General features: G+C 60.1%; 18 protein-coding genes. 15 read left to right on the forward strand and 3 right to left on the reverse strand.

Translation table 11 applies throughout. The annotated features are described in order from the left end of the window. Positions 1 to 73: 73 nt before the first annotated feature. The 4 genes from rpsM (at position 74) to rplQ (ending at position 2,553) form a co-directional block, all read left to right on the forward strand. The gene (gene rpsM / locus Q0908_RS18990) at positions 74 to 442 is read left to right on the forward strand and encodes a 30S ribosomal protein S13 (RefSeq protein WP_299146825.1); all 369 of its coding nucleotides are present in this window, start codon (positions 74 to 76) and stop codon (positions 440 to 442) included. A gap of 12 nt (positions 443 to 454) precedes the next feature. Next, positions 455 to 847 (forward strand): 30S ribosomal protein S11, encoded by a 393-nt coding sequence (gene rpsK, locus Q0908_RS18995; protein WP_299146824.1) that lies wholly within the window; start codon positions 455 to 457, stop codon positions 845 to 847. Positions 848 to 964: 117 nt separating this feature from the next. Beyond that, positions 965 to 1,981, forward strand: a complete 1,017-nt coding sequence (locus tag Q0908_RS19000) for a DNA-directed RNA polymerase subunit alpha (protein ID WP_299146823.1) — start codon at positions 965 to 967, stop codon at positions 1,979 to 1,981. A 152-nt stretch (positions 1,982 to 2,133) separates the two neighbouring features. Continuing rightward, positions 2,134 to 2,553 carry a 50S ribosomal protein L17 gene (gene rplQ / locus Q0908_RS19005; protein ID WP_299288407.1) on the forward strand — a complete coding sequence of 140 codons (420 nt, stop codon included), beginning with the start codon at positions 2,134 to 2,136 and terminating at the stop codon, positions 2,551 to 2,553. Positions 2,554 to 2,620: 67 nt separating this feature from the next. Here rplQ and Q0908_RS19010 read toward each other — a convergent pair whose 3' ends face one another. Next, entirely contained in the window at positions 2,621 to 3,076 is a 456-nt protein-coding gene (locus tag Q0908_RS19010; protein WP_299288409.1) for a host attachment family protein, read from the reverse strand. 120 nt (positions 3,077 to 3,196) lie between these two features. Here Q0908_RS19010 and Q0908_RS19015 point away from each other — a divergent pair, with 120 nt between their 5' ends. From Q0908_RS19015 to Q0908_RS19065, 11 genes are all read left to right on the forward strand, one after another. Continuing rightward, positions 3,197 to 4,570 carry a trypsin-like peptidase domain-containing protein gene (locus Q0908_RS19015; RefSeq protein ID WP_299288412.1) on the forward strand — a complete coding sequence of 458 codons (1,374 nt, stop codon included), beginning with the start codon at positions 3,197 to 3,199 and terminating at the stop codon, positions 4,568 to 4,570. Then, positions 4,571 to 5,875, forward strand: coding sequence for a replication-associated recombination protein A (locus Q0908_RS19020; protein WP_299288415.1), 1,305 nt, complete (start codon positions 4,571 to 4,573; stop codon positions 5,873 to 5,875). It begins immediately after the preceding gene. Positions 5,876 to 5,906: 31 nt separating this feature from the next. Beyond that, entirely contained in the window at positions 5,907 to 6,287 is a 381-nt protein-coding gene (gene crcB, locus Q0908_RS19025) for a fluoride efflux transporter CrcB (RefSeq protein WP_299288419.1), read from the forward strand. Continuing rightward, positions 6,284 to 7,321: an RluA family pseudouridine synthase gene (locus tag Q0908_RS19030; protein ID WP_299288422.1), complete on the forward strand. Its 1,038-nt coding sequence runs from the start codon at positions 6,284 to 6,286 to the stop codon at positions 7,319 to 7,321. The genes crcB and Q0908_RS19030 overlap by 4 nt, the downstream gene beginning before the upstream one ends. Then, the gene (locus Q0908_RS19035; protein ID WP_299288425.1) at positions 7,321 to 7,980 is read left to right on the forward strand and encodes an HAD-IA family hydrolase; all 660 of its coding nucleotides are present in this window, start codon (positions 7,321 to 7,323) and stop codon (positions 7,978 to 7,980) included. Before Q0908_RS19030 ends, Q0908_RS19035 begins: the two co-directional genes overlap by 1 nt. After that, complete coding sequence (locus Q0908_RS19040; RefSeq protein ID WP_299288428.1) at positions 7,977 to 8,681, forward strand: ATP12 family protein; 705 nt, start codon at positions 7,977 to 7,979, stop codon at positions 8,679 to 8,681. Before Q0908_RS19035 ends, Q0908_RS19040 begins: the two co-directional genes overlap by 4 nt. A 216-nt stretch (positions 8,682 to 8,897) precedes the next feature. Continuing rightward, a complete protein-coding gene (locus Q0908_RS19045; protein WP_299288431.1) occupies positions 8,898 to 9,917 on the forward strand; it encodes an amino acid ABC transporter substrate-binding protein in 1,020 nt (339 codons plus the stop codon). A gap of 166 nt (positions 9,918 to 10,083) precedes the next feature. Beyond that, positions 10,084 to 11,295 carry an ABC transporter permease subunit gene (locus tag Q0908_RS19050; protein ID WP_299288434.1) on the forward strand — a complete coding sequence of 404 codons (1,212 nt, stop codon included), beginning with the start codon at positions 10,084 to 10,086 and terminating at the stop codon, positions 11,293 to 11,295. Between the two features lies 1 nt (position 11,296). After that, the gene (locus tag Q0908_RS19055) at positions 11,297 to 12,595 is read left to right on the forward strand and encodes an amino acid ABC transporter permease (RefSeq protein WP_299288436.1); all 1,299 of its coding nucleotides are present in this window, start codon (positions 11,297 to 11,299) and stop codon (positions 12,593 to 12,595) included. A gap of 15 nt (positions 12,596 to 12,610) precedes the next feature. Further along, a complete protein-coding gene (locus Q0908_RS19060; protein ID WP_299288438.1) occupies positions 12,611 to 13,414 on the forward strand; it encodes an amino acid ABC transporter ATP-binding protein in 804 nt (267 codons plus the stop codon). A 160-nt stretch (positions 13,415 to 13,574) separates the two neighbouring features. Further along, the gene (locus tag Q0908_RS19065) at positions 13,575 to 14,357 is read left to right on the forward strand and encodes an FkbM family methyltransferase (protein WP_299288441.1); all 783 of its coding nucleotides are present in this window, start codon (positions 13,575 to 13,577) and stop codon (positions 14,355 to 14,357) included. Here Q0908_RS19065 and Q0908_RS19070 read toward each other — a convergent pair whose 3' ends face one another. Both Q0908_RS19070 and Q0908_RS19075 read right to left on the reverse strand, forming a co-directional pair. Further along, positions 14,358 to 14,972, reverse strand: a complete 615-nt coding sequence (locus Q0908_RS19070) for a ferredoxin (RefSeq protein WP_299288444.1) — start codon at positions 14,970 to 14,972, stop codon at positions 14,358 to 14,360. Then, positions 14,969 to 15,763 (reverse strand): sterol desaturase family protein, encoded by a 795-nt coding sequence (locus Q0908_RS19075; RefSeq protein WP_299288447.1) that lies wholly within the window; start codon positions 15,761 to 15,763, stop codon positions 14,969 to 14,971. The genes Q0908_RS19070 and Q0908_RS19075 overlap by 4 nt, the downstream gene beginning before the upstream one ends. Between the last annotated feature and the right edge of the window lie 13 nt (positions 15,764 to 15,776).

Below are 15,776 nucleotides of genomic sequence, written 5' to 3' on the forward strand. Positions count from 1 at the left end.
GCAAAATCCTTGGGCTTTATGTTGTGAAAAAAGGGCCCGGGATTACGGGCTCGCAACGAAAAGGAAGCCTTACGTGGCACGTATTGCAGGGGTCAACATCCCCACCGCCAAGCGCGTTCCGATTGCACTGACCTACATCACAGGCATCGGCAACGCATCTGCCCAGAAAATCTGCGAAGCTGTCGGCATCGACGCCAGCCGCCGTGTGAACGAACTGAGCGACGCTGAAATCCTCAAAGTGCGCGAGCATATCGACGAGAACTTCACCGTTGAAGGTGATCTGCGTCGTGAAACCCAGATGAACATCAAACGCCTGATGGACCTTGGCTGCTACCGCGGTCTGCGTCACCGTCGTAACCTGCCCGTGCGCGGTCAGCGCACTCACACAAATGCTCGCACCCGCAAAGGCCCCGCAAAGGCCATTGCCGGCAAGAAGAAATAAGGAGACGCACCAATGGCACGTGATACACGCCGTGTGACCAAGAAAAAGGTCTCCAAAAACATCGCCGCAGGTGTGGCGCATGTGAACTCGTCGTTCAACAACACCAAGATCCTGATTTCGGATGTGCAGGGCAACGCGATCGCATGGTCGTCTGCGGGCACCATGGGCTTCAAGGGCTCGCGGAAATCGACACCTTACGCGGCCCAGATGGCCGCTGAGGATGCGGGCAAGAAAGCTCAGGATCATGGCGTCAAAACGCTCGAAGTCGAAGTGCAGGGCCCCGGTTCGGGTCGTGAATCGGCACTGCGCGCGTTGGCTGCTGTCGGCTTCAATATCACCTCGATCCGTGATGTGACACCGATGGCCCACAATGGCTGCCGTCCGCCCAAGCGCCGCCGCGTCTAAGCGACAACTGATTTCTACCGGGGCCGCGTGTTTTGCGTGCGGCCCCAACACGTTTTTTTGAAACCTCGGGAGCCTGCTCCTTTTGGACATGAGGAACAGGCAGGAATGGAGGGACGTATGATCCATAAAAATTGGGCCGAACTGATCAAGCCGCAGCAGCTTGAGGTGAAGCCAGGCAACGAGCCTGCGCGTCAGGCCACCGTTATCGCCGAACCGCTTGAGCGCGGTTTTGGTCTGACGATGGGCAACGCGCTGCGCCGCGTACTGATGTCGAGCCTTCAGGGCGCGGCCATCAGCTCGGTGCAGATCGACAACGTATTGCACGAGTTTTCGTCCGTGGCCGGTGTGCGTGAAGACGTCACCGACATCATCCTGAACCTCAAGCAGGTCAGCCTGCGTATGGAAGTCGAAGGGCCCAAGCGCCTGTCGATCTCCGCCAAAGGTCCTGGCGTTGTCACGGCGGGTGACATTTCGGAATCCGCGGGCATCGAAATCCTGAACCGCGATCTGGTCATCTGTCACCTCGACGATGGCGCGGACGTATTCATGGAACTGACGGTCAACACCGGCAAGGGTTACGTTTCGGCTGACAAGAACAAGCCCGAGGATGCGCCCATCGGTCTGATCCCGATCGACGCGATCTATTCGCCTGTCAAAAAGGTCAGCTATGACGTCCAACCCACCCGTGAGGGCCAGGTGCTGGACTACGACAAGCTGACCATGAAGGTCGAAACCGACGGCTCGATCACGCCGGATGATGCCGTTGCCTTTGCCGCGCGCATCCTACAGGACCAGTTGGGTATCTTCGTCAACTTTGACGAGCCTGAATCCGCGTCCCGCCAGGACGATGATGATGGCCTCGAGTTCAATCCGCTGCTTCTCAAGAAAGTGGACGAGTTGGAATTGTCGGTCCGTTCGGCCAACTGCCTCAAGAACGACAACATCGTTTATATCGGTGATCTGATCCAGAAAACCGAAGCCGAAATGCTGCGCACGCCCAACTTTGGCCGCAAGTCCTTGAACGAGATCAAGGAAGTGCTGTCGGGCATGGGGCTGCACCTCGGCATGGACGTCGAGGACTGGCCGCCGGACAATATCGAAGATCTGGCGAAAAAGTTCGAAGACAACTTTTAAGAACCAGTAGGGCGGGGGACACCCCCGCCTTACAACCAGTAAGGCGCACGTGTCGTGCGCCCGGGCATCAGCCCCAAGGAGAGCCTGAGACACGCATCAAAGGCCGGACAAAGCAAAACCGCCCGTAGAGGGCACTGATAAGGAATGAAATTATGCGTCACGCACGTGGTTACCGCCGCCTGAACCGAACTCATGAACACCGCAAGGCGTTGTTCTCGAACATGGCCGGCTCGCTCATCGAACATGAGCAGATCAAGACAACCCTGCCGAAAGCCAAAGAATTGCGCCCGATCATCGAAAAGCTGATCACGCTGGCCAAACGCGGCGATCTGCACGCGCGCCGTCAGGCCGCCTCCAAGCTGAAAGAAGATCAATACGTCGCCAAACTGTTTGACGTGCTTGGACCCCGCTACGCCGAACGTCAGGGCGGCTATGTGCGCGTTCTCAAGGCCGGTTTCCGTTACGGTGACATGGCGCCCATGGCGATCATCGAATTCGTGGACCGCGACCGCGACGCAAAAGGGGCTGCCGACAAGGCCCGCGTCGCTGCCGAGGATGCAGCCGAAGAATAAGGGCTGTCCTCACAGACAAACTCAAAGAAAACGCCGCCCCAATACGGGCGGCGTTTTGCATTCAATCTCAGGCCGCTTTCAACTCGTCCTTCACGATCTTTTCGATCTCGTCCACCGGGTGGTTGGTCAGCGTCTTGGGAATTTCGGCGATGATGTTGTCTGTCACTTCCTGATGCAGATCATTGCGCAGCACACCCAATACCTGCGGAGCGGCCACGATCACCAGCCGCTCGAATGCGCCCTTATGCGCCTCGGCATAGAGCATGTCCGACAAGTCCGTGGCGAACCGATCCTTGGCCAGTTCGTGCCAGTCGGTATCATCAAACGCGGATTTGTGGCCCGGCCCGCCATCGTTCATACGTCCGGGGCGGTTGGCCGATTGCTCGATATCGGGCGGATTGTCTTGTTCTTCGACCCCGTCGACCTCGAAATGCGGATCCTCGCCGTCCGTCAGATTGCGCATGAACAACGCCTTTTCACTGTCAGTCACCACGACCCACGTGCCTTTGATCAGTTTCGACATCTCGAATCCTCCTTAGGTTTCCGTTTCCAGACCAACGCGTGCGGCGCCACCCCCGTTCCATCGCGATTGTTGCAAATCGGTGGCGCAACGCGCATATCCATCTGGGGCAGGAGGGTTGCGATGAGACGGCTGATACTGACAGTTTTGCTCTGTGTGGCGGGCTGGGGCGCATACGCGCAGGACTCGACCCGCGTGCCAAACTCTCGGTCTGAAATCACGCTCAGCTTTGCGCCTTTGGTGCGCGAAACCGCCCCGGCGGTCGTCAATATCTACGTCAAGTTCGAGACACAGGCGCAACGCTCCCCGTTCATGGACGATCCGTTTTTTGAGCGTCTGTTCGAAGGGTTTGGCCAGACGCAGCCGCGCGTTCAGAACTCGCTTGGGTCGGGTGTGATCCTGTCCGCCGATGGGATTGTGGTGTCCAACTATCACGTGGTCGGGCAAGCGACAGAAATCCGCGTGGTCCTCAATGACGGGCGCGAATACGAGGCGCGTGTGCTGTTGGGGGACCGCGACAGTGATCTGGCAATTCTCAAGATCGAAGGGGTCGAGGACCTACCGTTTTTATCCCTCCGCGAGAGTGAGACCGTCGAGGTGGGCGAGCTGGCATTGGCCATCGGTAACCCATTTGGCGTTGGTCAGACGGTGTCATCGGGCATCGTGTCGGGTCTTGCGCGGTCGGGCGGACTTGGGGCCGGTTATTTCATCCAGACGGATGCGCCCATCAACCCAGGCAATTCCGGTGGGGCGTTGATCGACATGGGCGGGCAGTTGTTGGGCGTGAACACGCGGATCCTCAGCCGCTCGGGCGGATCGAACGGGATTGGTTTTGCGATCCCCTCCGACCTTGTGGCGGCGTTTATGAAACAGGCCCGCGACGGCAATGACCGGTTCTTGCGTCCATGGGCAGGTGCGACGGGGCAGGCCGTTGACGCCGATCTGGCAGAGATGTTGGGCCGTGATCGCCCCGGCGGTATCATCCTGGCGGGGTTGCACCCGGCCAGCCCGCTCGCCCGCGCCGGGTTCGAGGTGGGTGATGTGGTGCTGGCAGTGGATGGTGCGCCTGTCAACTCGCCGAGCGAGATGCTGTTTCGCATGAGCGTGGCCTCGAACAAGGACAGTGCCACCATGACCCGCCTGAGGGGTGGTGAGAGTACGGATGTGGCCGTCGCGCTGATCCAACCCCCCGAGGATCCGCCGCGCGATGAAATCACATTGGACGAGGATGCGGCATTGCCAGGTCTCAGCGTGGCGCGGATCAATCCGGCGGTGATCGCCGAGATAAACCTGCCTCTTGGCGCAGAAGGCGTTGTGGTGACAGACGTGGGCGTGCTTGGCGGTCGGGTCGGTCTGCGGGTAGGTGACATTTTGCAGCGCATTGACCGGCGCGACATTATCGAACCTGTTGACGCGGCCGCCGCGTTGCGCGTTGCCCGTCGCGGCACGACGGTGCGGGCCTTGCGGGGCACGTCGCGCGTGCAGTTGCGGTTCTAGGTGGCGGACCTGTTCGCCCCTGACCCCGCGCCGGACGCGGGGCATCGTCCCCTTGCGGATCGGTTGCGCCCGCAGACATTGGCCGAGGTCATCGGCCAGCCTCAGGTGCTGGGTCCGGACGCGCCGCTGACGGTGATGTTGGCATCAGGCGCGCTGTCGTCGCTGATCTTTTGGGGACCACCGGGGGTGGGCAAGACGACCATTGCCCGCCTGCTGGCGCATGAGACCGAACTACATTTCGTCCAGATCAGCGCGATTTTCACAGGCGTGCCGGACCTCAAGAAAGTGTTCGAAGCCGCCCGCATCCGCCGTCAGAACGGGCGCGGCACCTTGTTGTTCGTTGACGAAATCCACCGCTTCAACAAGGCGCAGCAGGATGGGTTTCTGCCCCATATGGAGGACGGAACGATCCTGCTGGTTGGGGCAACAACTGAAAACCCCAGCTTTGAGTTGAACGCTGCTGTGCTCAGCCGGGCGCAGGTTTTGGTGCTGGAACGGCTCGGGACGGATGATCTGGAACGGCTTGCCCAACGGGCCGAGGCTGATCTGGGCAAGCCGCTGCCGCTTGATCCGCAGGCGCGCACCAATCTGCTGGATATGGCCGACGGCGATGGGCGCGCTTTGCTGAACCTGATCGAACAGATCGCGGCGTGGGACGTGGATGCCCCGCTCGACCCTGCCACCCTCGCAACCCGTCTGATGCGCCGCGCGGCGCAATACGATAAGTCGGGGGATGCCCATTACAATCTGATTTCGGCTTTGCACAAATCGGTGCGCGGGTCGGACCCGGATGCATCGCTTTATTGGTTTGCGCGGATGCTCGAAGGGGGCGAAGACCCGCTCTATCTGGCCCGTCGCATCACGCGCATGGCGGTCGAGGATATCGGGTTAGCTGATCCCCAAGCGCAGGCCGTCTGCCTGCAAAGTTGGGAAACCTACGAACGTCTGGGCAGCCCCGAGGGGGAATTGGCGCTGGCGCAAGCCCTTGTCTACCTCGCCCTCGCGCCCAAATCCAACGCGGTCTACAACGCCTACAAAGGCGCGCGCCGAGCCGCCAAGCAGACCGGATCGCACCTGCCCCCCAAGCATATCCTGAACGCGCCGACCGCGCTGATGAAGGATCAGGGGTATGGCGAGAACTATGCCTATGACCATGATGCCGAGGATGGGTTTTCGGGCGCAAACTACTTTCCCGACGGCATGGGCCGCCCTGACCTTTATCAACCCGTCGAGCGTGGCTTTGAGCGTGACCTGAAAAAGCGGCTCGACTACTTTGCGCGGCTTCGGATCAAGCGGCAAACTTGACTCTTCGCGCCCAAGCGACGACAGACCGCACATGATTTCAACCCTCTCTCTTGTGGCCCTTGGCGGGGCGATTGGCGCGTCGTTGCGCTGGCTTGCGGGCGTGGCGATGCTGCGCGCGCTTGGTCCGTCCGACTTTCCGCTGGCGATCATCACCGTCAACGTGATCGGGTCGTTCCTGATGGGAGTCTTTGTGGTTGCGGCCGCGCAGCGCGGGCTGACACATCTTAGCCCCTTCGTGATGACGGGTCTGCTTGGCGGGTTCACCACATTTTCTGCTTTCAGCCTCGAGACGATGACCCTGATTGAACGGGGTCAGATGGGCCAGGCGGCCCTTTATATCGCAATTTCTGTGGGCGCGTCGGTAGGCGCGTTGGCACTGGGCCTGATCCTGGCCCGAGGAGTATTCGCATGAGCGGCGTTCAAACCGTGACAGTCGAAGAAGGCGAGGGCGATCAACGCTTTGACCGCTGGATGAAACGCCGCTTTCCCCAAGTGAGCCAGGGCATGATCGAAAAGATGTGCCGCAAGGGCGAGGTCCGCGTCGAAGGCGGGCGCGTGAAATCGAATACCCGTGTAGAGGAGGGCCAGCAAGTGCGCATTCCACCGCTGCCGGATCGCCCTGCGCCTGTGGTGACGCGCACCACCGTATCGGACGCGGATGCCAAGATGATCCAGTCCTGCGTGATCTACCGCGACGACGACATCATCGCGATCAACAAGCCGGCCGGCCTGCCGACCCAAGGCGGATCGGGGCAAACGCGGCATGTGGACGGGCTGGCCGAGGCGTTGAAGTTCGGGCTGGAGGAAAAGCCGCGCCTTGTGCATCGGCTCGACAAGGATACCTCCGGCGTATTGCTGCTGGCGCGCACGCGGGCCGCTGCCAAGGGGCTGACCGAGGCGATGCGCCATCGCGAAACCCGCAAGATCTACTGGGCTTTGGTCGCCGGTGTGCCGACCCCCTATCTGGGCGAGATCAAGTATGGCCTCGTCAAGGCATCGGGGCGTGGCGCGGGCGGCGAGGGCGAGAAGATGTACGCGGTGCATCCCCGCGATGTCGAAACCACCAAAGGGGCCAAACGTGCGCACACGCTTTATGCGACGCTCTATCGTGTTGCCAGCCGCGCCTCGTGGGTCGCGATGGAGCCGGTGACGGGCCGCACGCACCAATTGCGCGCCCATATGGCCGAGATCGGACACCCGATCATTGGCGACGGCAAATACGGTGGGTCGGGGCAGGAAAACCTTGGTGATGGCTGGGGCGCGCAACTGGGCGGGATCATCAGCAAGAAGTTGCATCTGCACGCGCGCATGATGCGCTTTGAACAACCCAGCACCCGCAAGGTCATCACAGTGACCGCCCCGCTGCCAGACCACATGGCACACAGTTGGGACACGTTCGGGTGGACCGATGATCTGGCCGCCGAAGACCCGTTCGAGGACCTTTGATGCGGCTCGTCATTTTTGATGTGGATGGGACGTTGGTGGACAGTCAGGCCGACATCATCGCGTCGATGCGCGCGGCGTTCGGTGATCAGAATCTGACGCCGCCGGTGCGCGCGGATATTCTGGGGATCGTGGGCCTGTCCTTGGATGTGGCGATGCACAAGCTCGCGCCTGAGGCTGATAACGCTCGTTTGGTGCGGGCCTACAAGGACAGCTATGCAGACCTGCGGCGGGCCAACGGGGCGGCGTCCTCACCGCTATATCCCGGTGCGCGCGCTGTGCTCGACGCGCTGGCGGCGCGCGATGATGTGCTGCTTGGGGTGGCGACGGGCAAATCCAAACGCGGCCTTGATGGGCTGATCGAGGCGCATGGACTGCAAGGCCTATTTGCAACGCAGCAGGTCGCGGACTTTCACCCCTCCAAACCGCACCCGTCGATGATCCATGCCGCGCTGAGCGAGACGGGAACGGATGCCACACATGCGGTGATGATTGGCGATACCAGTTACGATCTCGACATGGCGGCCGCAGCAGGCGTGCGTGGCATTGGGGTGGCCTGGGGGTATCATCTGCGTGGCCAACTTGGCGCGGCCCACACCGTCATTGACCGGTTCGAAGACCTGCACGGCGTTCTCGACACTCTTTGGAGCGACATCCCATGAGCGAATGGAAACAAAAACGGTTCTGGACGGATGCAGCAGCGGTTGAGACTGAACAAGGCTGGACCGTTCACCTTGATGGACGCGCGGTCAAGACGCCCGCCAAGGCGGGGCTGATCCTGCCGACCCAAAGCATGGCTGAAGCAATCGCCGCCGAATGGGACGCGCAAGAGGACGAGATCAACCCGCTGAACATGCCCTACACCCGCAGTGCGAACGCGGCCATCGACAAGGTGGCTATCCAGCATCGCGAAGTGGCGGACATGCTGGCCGCATACGGGGATGCGGATTTGCTATGCTACCGCGCCGATGCCCCTGCCGGTTTGGTCGCGCGGCAGGCAGAGACATGGGATCCCTATCTGGATTGGGCGGCTGAGAAGTTTGGCGCGCGGCTGCATCTGCGCACGGGGGTCATGCACGAATCACAAGACGAAGATGCGCTAAAGCGGCTGTCTGATCGGGTCCATGCGCTGTCGCATTTCCAGCTTGCGGGCTTTCACGATCTTGTCAGCCTGTCGGGGTCCCTGGTGTTGGGACTTGCCGCTGCCCAAGATCTGCACCCGGTGCCTACGGTTTGGGCAGCTTCTCGGGTGGACGAAATATGGCAGCAAGAGCAATGGGGCGAGGATGAGGAGGCCCAAGAGGTCGCCGAAATCAAGAAACAGTCGTTTTTGCACGCAAAATCGTTCTTTGATGTCGCCTGAGTGCTGTGAGCGCAATCATCGACCGGGTGCCTAAATCCTGCGCGGTTTCGCATCGGTTTTGGTGAAGCGACCCTTGACGTTTTGCGATGAATCCGGCCAAAGTGCCGCCCACTGGCAGGGGACAAACCCCTCCGGGGCTCCTTCGGCGTGGGTGAACACTCACCTCGCGCCGGTCGAACCGCCAAAATATGGCGGAAAATCAGGAAGAGGTAACTAATGAAAAAATCCGTATTCTTTGGCGCGCTGACCGTCGCCGGCGTTGCTGCCGGTGTAGCGGCTGCTGGCACCCTTGATGATGTGAAAGCACGCGGCAAACTGAACTGCGGCGTGACCACCGGCCTGGTCGGCTTTGCCGCACCAGACGCCAACGGTGAATGGAATGGTTTTGACGTCGCCGTCTGCCGCGCCGTTGCTGCGGCTGTGCTGGGTGACGCGTCTGCTGTCGAATTCGTGCCTACAACCGGCAAAACGCGTTTCACCGCGTTGGCCTCGGGCGAAATCGACATGCTGGCCCGTAACACCACATGGACATTCTCGCGCGATGTGGACCTCAAGTTCACTTTCGTGGGCGTCAACTACTATGACGGCCAAGGCTTCATGGTTCCAAAAGAGCTGGGCGTTTCGTCGGCCAAGGATCTCGACGGGGCAACCGTCTGCATCCAGACCGGCACAACAACCGAGTTGAACCTGGCGGACTTCTTCCGCTCCAACAACATCAACTATGAGCCGGTTCCAATCGAAACCAACGCCGAAGCACAGCAACAGTACCTTGCCGGTGCCTGCGACGTCTACACCACAGACGCCTCCGGTCTGGCCGCGACACGTGCGACTTTCGAAGCACCAGGCGATCACGTCCTGCTGCCCGAAATCATCTCCAAAGAGCCACTCGGCCCGCTTGTTCGCCACGGCGACAACGAATGGGGTGACGTGGTCCGCTGGACACTGAACGCACTGATCACAGCCGAAGAGCTGGGTGTCACATCGGCCAACATCGCCGACATGGCATCCGCAGCCGGTGGCAACCCTGAAATCAACCGTCTGCTGGGCACCGAAGGTACCCTGGGCGAGATGCTGGGTCTGTCCGCTGATTGGGCCAAGAACGCGATCGCGGTCTCGGGCAACTACGGCGAGATCTTCGAGAAGAACATCGGTGAATCCACTCCGATCGGTCTGGCCCGTGGCCTGAACGCTCAGTGGACCGATGGTGGCCTGATCTACTCGCCGCCCTTCCGCTAAATCAACCAGCCAGGGGGCGCAGGGTCAAACCTGCGCCCCTTGCGCATCAGGGCACAAGATCGCTGAAAACAGCGGCAGCCATGCCCGAAGTGCAGACAACAACTGAACACCGGCCCCGCGCCTATGTGCGACAAAAATCAAGGCCGGAACCACGGGGACCACCACGATGTCAACCATCACCGACCCTCCACAGGGATCGTTCCGCCTGTCGATGTTGCTTAACGACACACGGTACAGAGGCTACACCTTCCAATTCATCGCGCTTGTTTTGCTGATCGGGGCCATGGGCTATCTGATGAGCAACCTGTTCTCGAACCTGGCGGCGCAGGGCCTCAACATTTCCTATCAGTTCCTCGATGAACCGGCCGGGTACGGTATTGCGCAGACGATGGTGGAGTATACCAGCCAGTCGTCGCACCTTCAGGCGGCTTGGGTTGGCATTCTGAACACGCTGCTGGTTGCCTTTCTGGCCTGTGTCACAGCCACAATTCTCGGCGTGACGGCTGGCGTGCTGCGTCTGTCGAAAAACTGGCTCGTGGCCAAGCTGATGTCGGCCTATGTCGAAGCGTTCCGCAATGTGCCCGTGCTGATCTGGATCCTCGTGATCAACACCATCGTGATCACCATGCCGTCCCCGCGGGCCTATCGGGGCGAAACACCGGACACCGAGATGCTGTTCGGGCTGATCGCCTATACCAACCGCGGCGTCTATATTCCGGCCCCCACATTCGGGCCCGGGTCAATGGTCGTGGTTCTGGTGTTCCTCGCATCGATCCTCGGTATCTTCATGTACCGCCGCTATGCGATCAAACAGCTTTACGATCATGGGCGCGACCTGCCCACGTTCCTGCCATCACTGGCGCTGTTCTTTATCCCGACACTGCTGGCCTATTTCATCATGGGCCGTCCCATCGGAGTCGATGTGCCAGCGCTGCAAGGCTTCAACTTTCAGGGAGGGACCCAGATCGGACGCCCCCTGATCGCGCTTTGGCTGGCCTTGTCGATCTATACAGGGGCCTTCATCGCCGAAAACGTGCGCGCCGGTATTCAGGCGGTCAGCAAGGGACAAACCGAGGCGGCGGCGTCGCTCGGGCTACGCCCCAACCGGGTGATGAACCTGGTCGTGCTGCCACAGGCGCTGCGGGTCATCATCCCGCCACTGATTTCGCAATTCCTCAATATCACCAAGAACTCGTCGCTGGCGATTGCGGTGGGATACGAGGATATCACCGCGACACTGGGCGGCATCACCCTGAACCAGACAGGGCGCGCGATTGAATGTATCCTGCTGCTCATGCTGTTCTATCTGACGATCAGCTTGCTGATTTCGGCGGTGATGAACGTCTACAACAACTCCGTCAGCCTGAAGGAGCGTTGAGATGTCTGATACACACGCACACTCCGTCGCATACGTGCGCGAAACGCAACTGCCTCAGCAACCGCCCCCTTCGACGGCGGCAGGACCGGTTAAATGGACGAAGGACAACCTGTTCTCGAACATCCCCTACACGATCCTGACGCTCGCGGCGATCTACTGCATCTACCTGATCTTGTCGGGCTTTTTGCCCTGGGCGCTGAACGGTGTCTGGAACACAAGCAACATCCGTGAATGCCGCGAAGTCCTCGAAGGCGCGACGGGGGGCTGTTTCTCGGTTCTGACGGAGCGATGGAACCAGTTGGTCTTCGGCACAGGCTATGAACGCTCGCAATACTGGCGGCCGACGCTGGCCTTTGCGTTGCTGTTCGTCGCGGCGGCACCAGTTCTGTTTCAGAAACTACCCAAGGGGATGCTGGCCTTTACCGCGATCTACCCGTTCCTCGCGTTCTACCTGATCTGGGGGGGCACGATCTATACGCCGATCCTCGCGATGGTCGGGTTCGTAGTGGGTTATGTGGTCTACAGCCGCTTGGTCGCAGGATCGTTCGCGGCCGGCTTCTTTGGTGGCTTGGCGGCTGCCGTCGTCACATGGTGGCTTGGCGGCATCGTTGTCTCCGCAATCACGCCCGACGAGACGTTCCTGGCCGCGGTGCCAAGTCGTGACATGGGGGGCTTCATGCTCAACATGATCCTTGGGGTCGTCTGCGTTTCGCTGTCGCTGCCCATTGGGATCGCGCTGGCACTGGGTCGTCAGTCGAACATGCCCATCATCAAATGGATTTGCGTGATCTTCATCGAATTCATCCGCGGTGTGCCGCTGATCACCCTGCTGTTCGTGGCAAACGTGATCCTGGCGTTCTTCTTTCCGCCGGGCACGAATTTCGACCTGATCCTGCGGGTGATCATCATGATCACGATGTTCTCGGCGGCCTATATCGCCGAGGTGATCCGGGGGGGCTTGGCGGCCTTGCCACGGGGGCAATATGAAGCGGCGGACTCACTGGGTCTGGATTATGCGCAAGCGATGCGGCTGATCATTCTGCCTCAGGCGCTCAAAATCTCGATCCCCGGCATCGTGAACGTGGCCGTTGGGCTGTTTAAGGACACTACCCTCGTGTCGGTCATTTCGATGTTCGACCTTGTGGGGATGATCCGTGGCCCCATCCTCGCCTCGACCGATTGGAATGGCGTCTATTGGGAACTCTGGGCCTTTGCCATCACGCTGTTTTTCGTCGTTTGCTACGGCATCTCACAATATTCGCAGTGGCTCGAACGCCAACTCGCGACCGATCACCGCTGATAAGGAGTGGATGACATGACTGATATGACCACCAACACCCCCGATGCCGGCGATCTGCCGCATGTGGCTCCCAACGTGTCCTCGCAGGTCGCTGTGTCGATCGAGAACATGAACAAGTGGTACGGCTCGTTCCATGTGCTGCGTGACATCGACCTGACCGTCTATCAGGGCGAGCGGATCGTGATCGCAGGGCCATCAGGGTCCGGCAAATCCACGCTGATCCGCTGCATCAACGCGCTCGAGGAACACCAGCAGGGCAAGATCACCGTCGATGGCACCGTGCTTTCCTCGGACCTCAAGAACATCGACAAGATCCGGTCGGAAGTGGGCATGTGTTTCCAGCACTTCAACCTGTTCCCGCACCTGTCGATCCTTGAGAACTGCACGCTGGCCCCGATCTGGGTGCGCAAGACGCCCAAGAAAGAGGCCGAGGAAATCGCGATGCACTTCCTCGAAAAGGTGAAGATCCCGGATCAGGCCGACAAGTATCCCGGTCAGTTGTCGGGTGGGCAGCAGCAGCGGGTCGCCATCGCGCGCAGCTTGTGCATGCGCCCGCGCATCATGCTGTTCGACGAACCGACGTCCGCCCTTGACCCCGAGATGATCAAGGAAGTGCTCGACACCATGGTCGAGCTTGCCGAAGAGGGCATGACCATGCTGTGCGTCACTCACGAGATGGGCTTTGCCCGTCAGGTCGCCAACCGCGTGATCTTTATGGATGAAGGGCAGATCGTTGAACAGAACGAGCCCGAAGAGTTCTTTAACAACCCGAAAAGCCCACGGACACAGCTGTTCCTCAGCCAGATCCTTGGACACTGATTGAGAGGTTGGGCGGACGACACCTCCGCCTTACGGGCACACGCCATTGGGGCATCGCGTATATGCGGGGTGCCCTTTTTTTGTGATCGACCAAGAAAGCCTTGTCAGGTCAAACGTTATGGTCGACCGTCCCCGTAAATAATCTGAGCAGGAGCAGTGCGTGGAACACCACCAGATCTCGGTCAAAGGCCGGACTTTCAACGTGCACCAAGGGCGCTATGACCGCTTTTGGCGTCGTGTTTTGCGCGGAAACTGGGAACCCGAGACATACCAGACCTTTGACCGGTACATTGACCAGGAAACGCTCGTGATCGATTTCGGCGCTTGGATCGGGTCGACTGCCTTTTACGGGGCGCAACTGGCCAAGCTGTGCCTGGCCTTCGAGCCAGACCGCAGCGCATTCAAGGAATTGAAGGCCAATCTCAAGCTGAACAAAGACGCGGACTGGGCCGACCGGATCAAGATATTTGATGAGGGCATCCATGCCTCGGGTGAGCCGATTTCAATCAACTCCTCAGGTGAAGGGGGCGACTCGATGTCGAGCGCGTTGTTTGCCAATCGCCCGACGCAATGGACGGTGCAGACGCGACGCCTTCAGGATGTCGTGACGGAGTTTTGCGGTGACGCCAAGAAGGTGTTCGTGAAGATGGATATCGAGGGCGGCGAATACGAGTTGATCCCCTCGCTCAAGGACTTGATGGCGCAGCCTGACTATGTGTTTTCCATCGAATTTCACCATCGCATGTTCTTTCGTTCACACAAGATGGGCGCGGATGACAACCCGGACTGGCGCGAGACCTATGACACCAAGATGCAAGCGGTCATTGATGCGTTGCCATGGAATCGTAACATGATGACGGACAGTGGCATTGCACTGGACGCGGATGGTGTGAAGGGTCTGATGCTGGGCAAGAACGAGGCAGATACGCTGATTATCAGCTGATCAGCCGCGAAATGCCTTCATGTGGAATGCGCTTTGCGCGTCTGCCCGGTCGAACGTCTGGCTGATCGGGCAGGCCCGCCGCGCGCGGCAACCCAATTTCATGCAGTCGGCCCCGGGTGGCGTATCAAGATACGCCTTACAGGTCGGCACATCGTAGGCGTGCATGTCGCTGAGCGCGTTGACGGGGCAGGCAGCAACACACGGGTGATCCGTACAGGCCTCGCAAGGAGAAGGCTGCGCTGGAGCAGGTTTGAGCGCTGCGTCAAAGATCAGCGCCCCCCGGATCGAAATCATCAGACCTGCGGTGTCATGCACCATCATTCCAGTCGGGCTTTGCCAGAAACGCCCGGTGCCGATTGCCCACTTGATAAACGGTGCGTAAGGCGGCCCATCAGAGGGAAAGACGGCCTGCGCCTGCACGCGCGCGGCCAATGGTTCGATCACCCGCTTTGAATAGCGGTCAATCGGGTCCGCCTTGCCGTCGTGGTATTCCGGTGCAGCGGTGAAGGCCTGCCAAAAGGTTGCATCCGCCCCGACCAGCACCCGGTCCGCGTCATGCCCCATGACAAACATGCCATGAGGGCCCACGTCGTCAGCGATGGCGTGCAGTATCATTTGCGTGCGAAAGGCAGGCTCATCGACCAGCCGAACCGGGCCGGGCGGTCATCTTGCCATTCAAGACCTACCTCCATCTCGTCATGTCCGGCAGCGGGTTGCGCGATGTAGGTGCCAAACATCTGATCCCAGATCGACAGTGAGAACCCGTAATTGCTATCATGTTCATGACGATGCACCGAGTGGTGCACGCGGTGCATGTCCGGTGTCACGAGAACGCGGCGCACGACGGCGTCCACTGCGAGCGGCAGTCGAATATTGGCGTGGTTGAACATGGCGGTGCCGTTCAGGATGATCTCGAACAGGATCACCGCGATGGCGGCGGGGCCAAGCAGGTAGACGAGGCCGATCTTCAGCAGCATCGACAACCCAATCTCGACCGGATGAAAGCGGATGGCGGTCGTCACATCCATATCAACGTCCGCATGATGCACGCGGTGCAACCGCCACAGGATCGGGACTTTGTGCGTGATCAGGTGTTGCGCCCAGATCGCGAAATCGAGGATGAGGATCGCAGCGATCACCTCGATCCACAACGGCAGGTCAATGGCGTTGAACAAGCCCCAGCCCTGCATCTGCGCGTCCGCCGCCGCGCCGACCGCGAGCAAAGGCAGACCCACAGCCATCAACCGCAGCAGCACCGTATTGGCGATGGTGATGCCCCAATTGGTCATCCACCGCTTGCTGCGCTGTTGGGTGCGTATGCGGCGCGGGGCCAGCGTTTCAACAGCAGCAAAGAGCGAGAACAGGCCCAGAAAGACCACAAGGCGAATGAGTGCTTCGTTTTCCATGGGCCATATCTAC

The organism is uncultured Tateyamaria sp. (genome assembly GCF_947494755.1).
In the GTDB taxonomy this organism is placed as follows: Bacteria; Pseudomonadota; Alphaproteobacteria; order Rhodobacterales; family Rhodobacteraceae; genus Tateyamaria.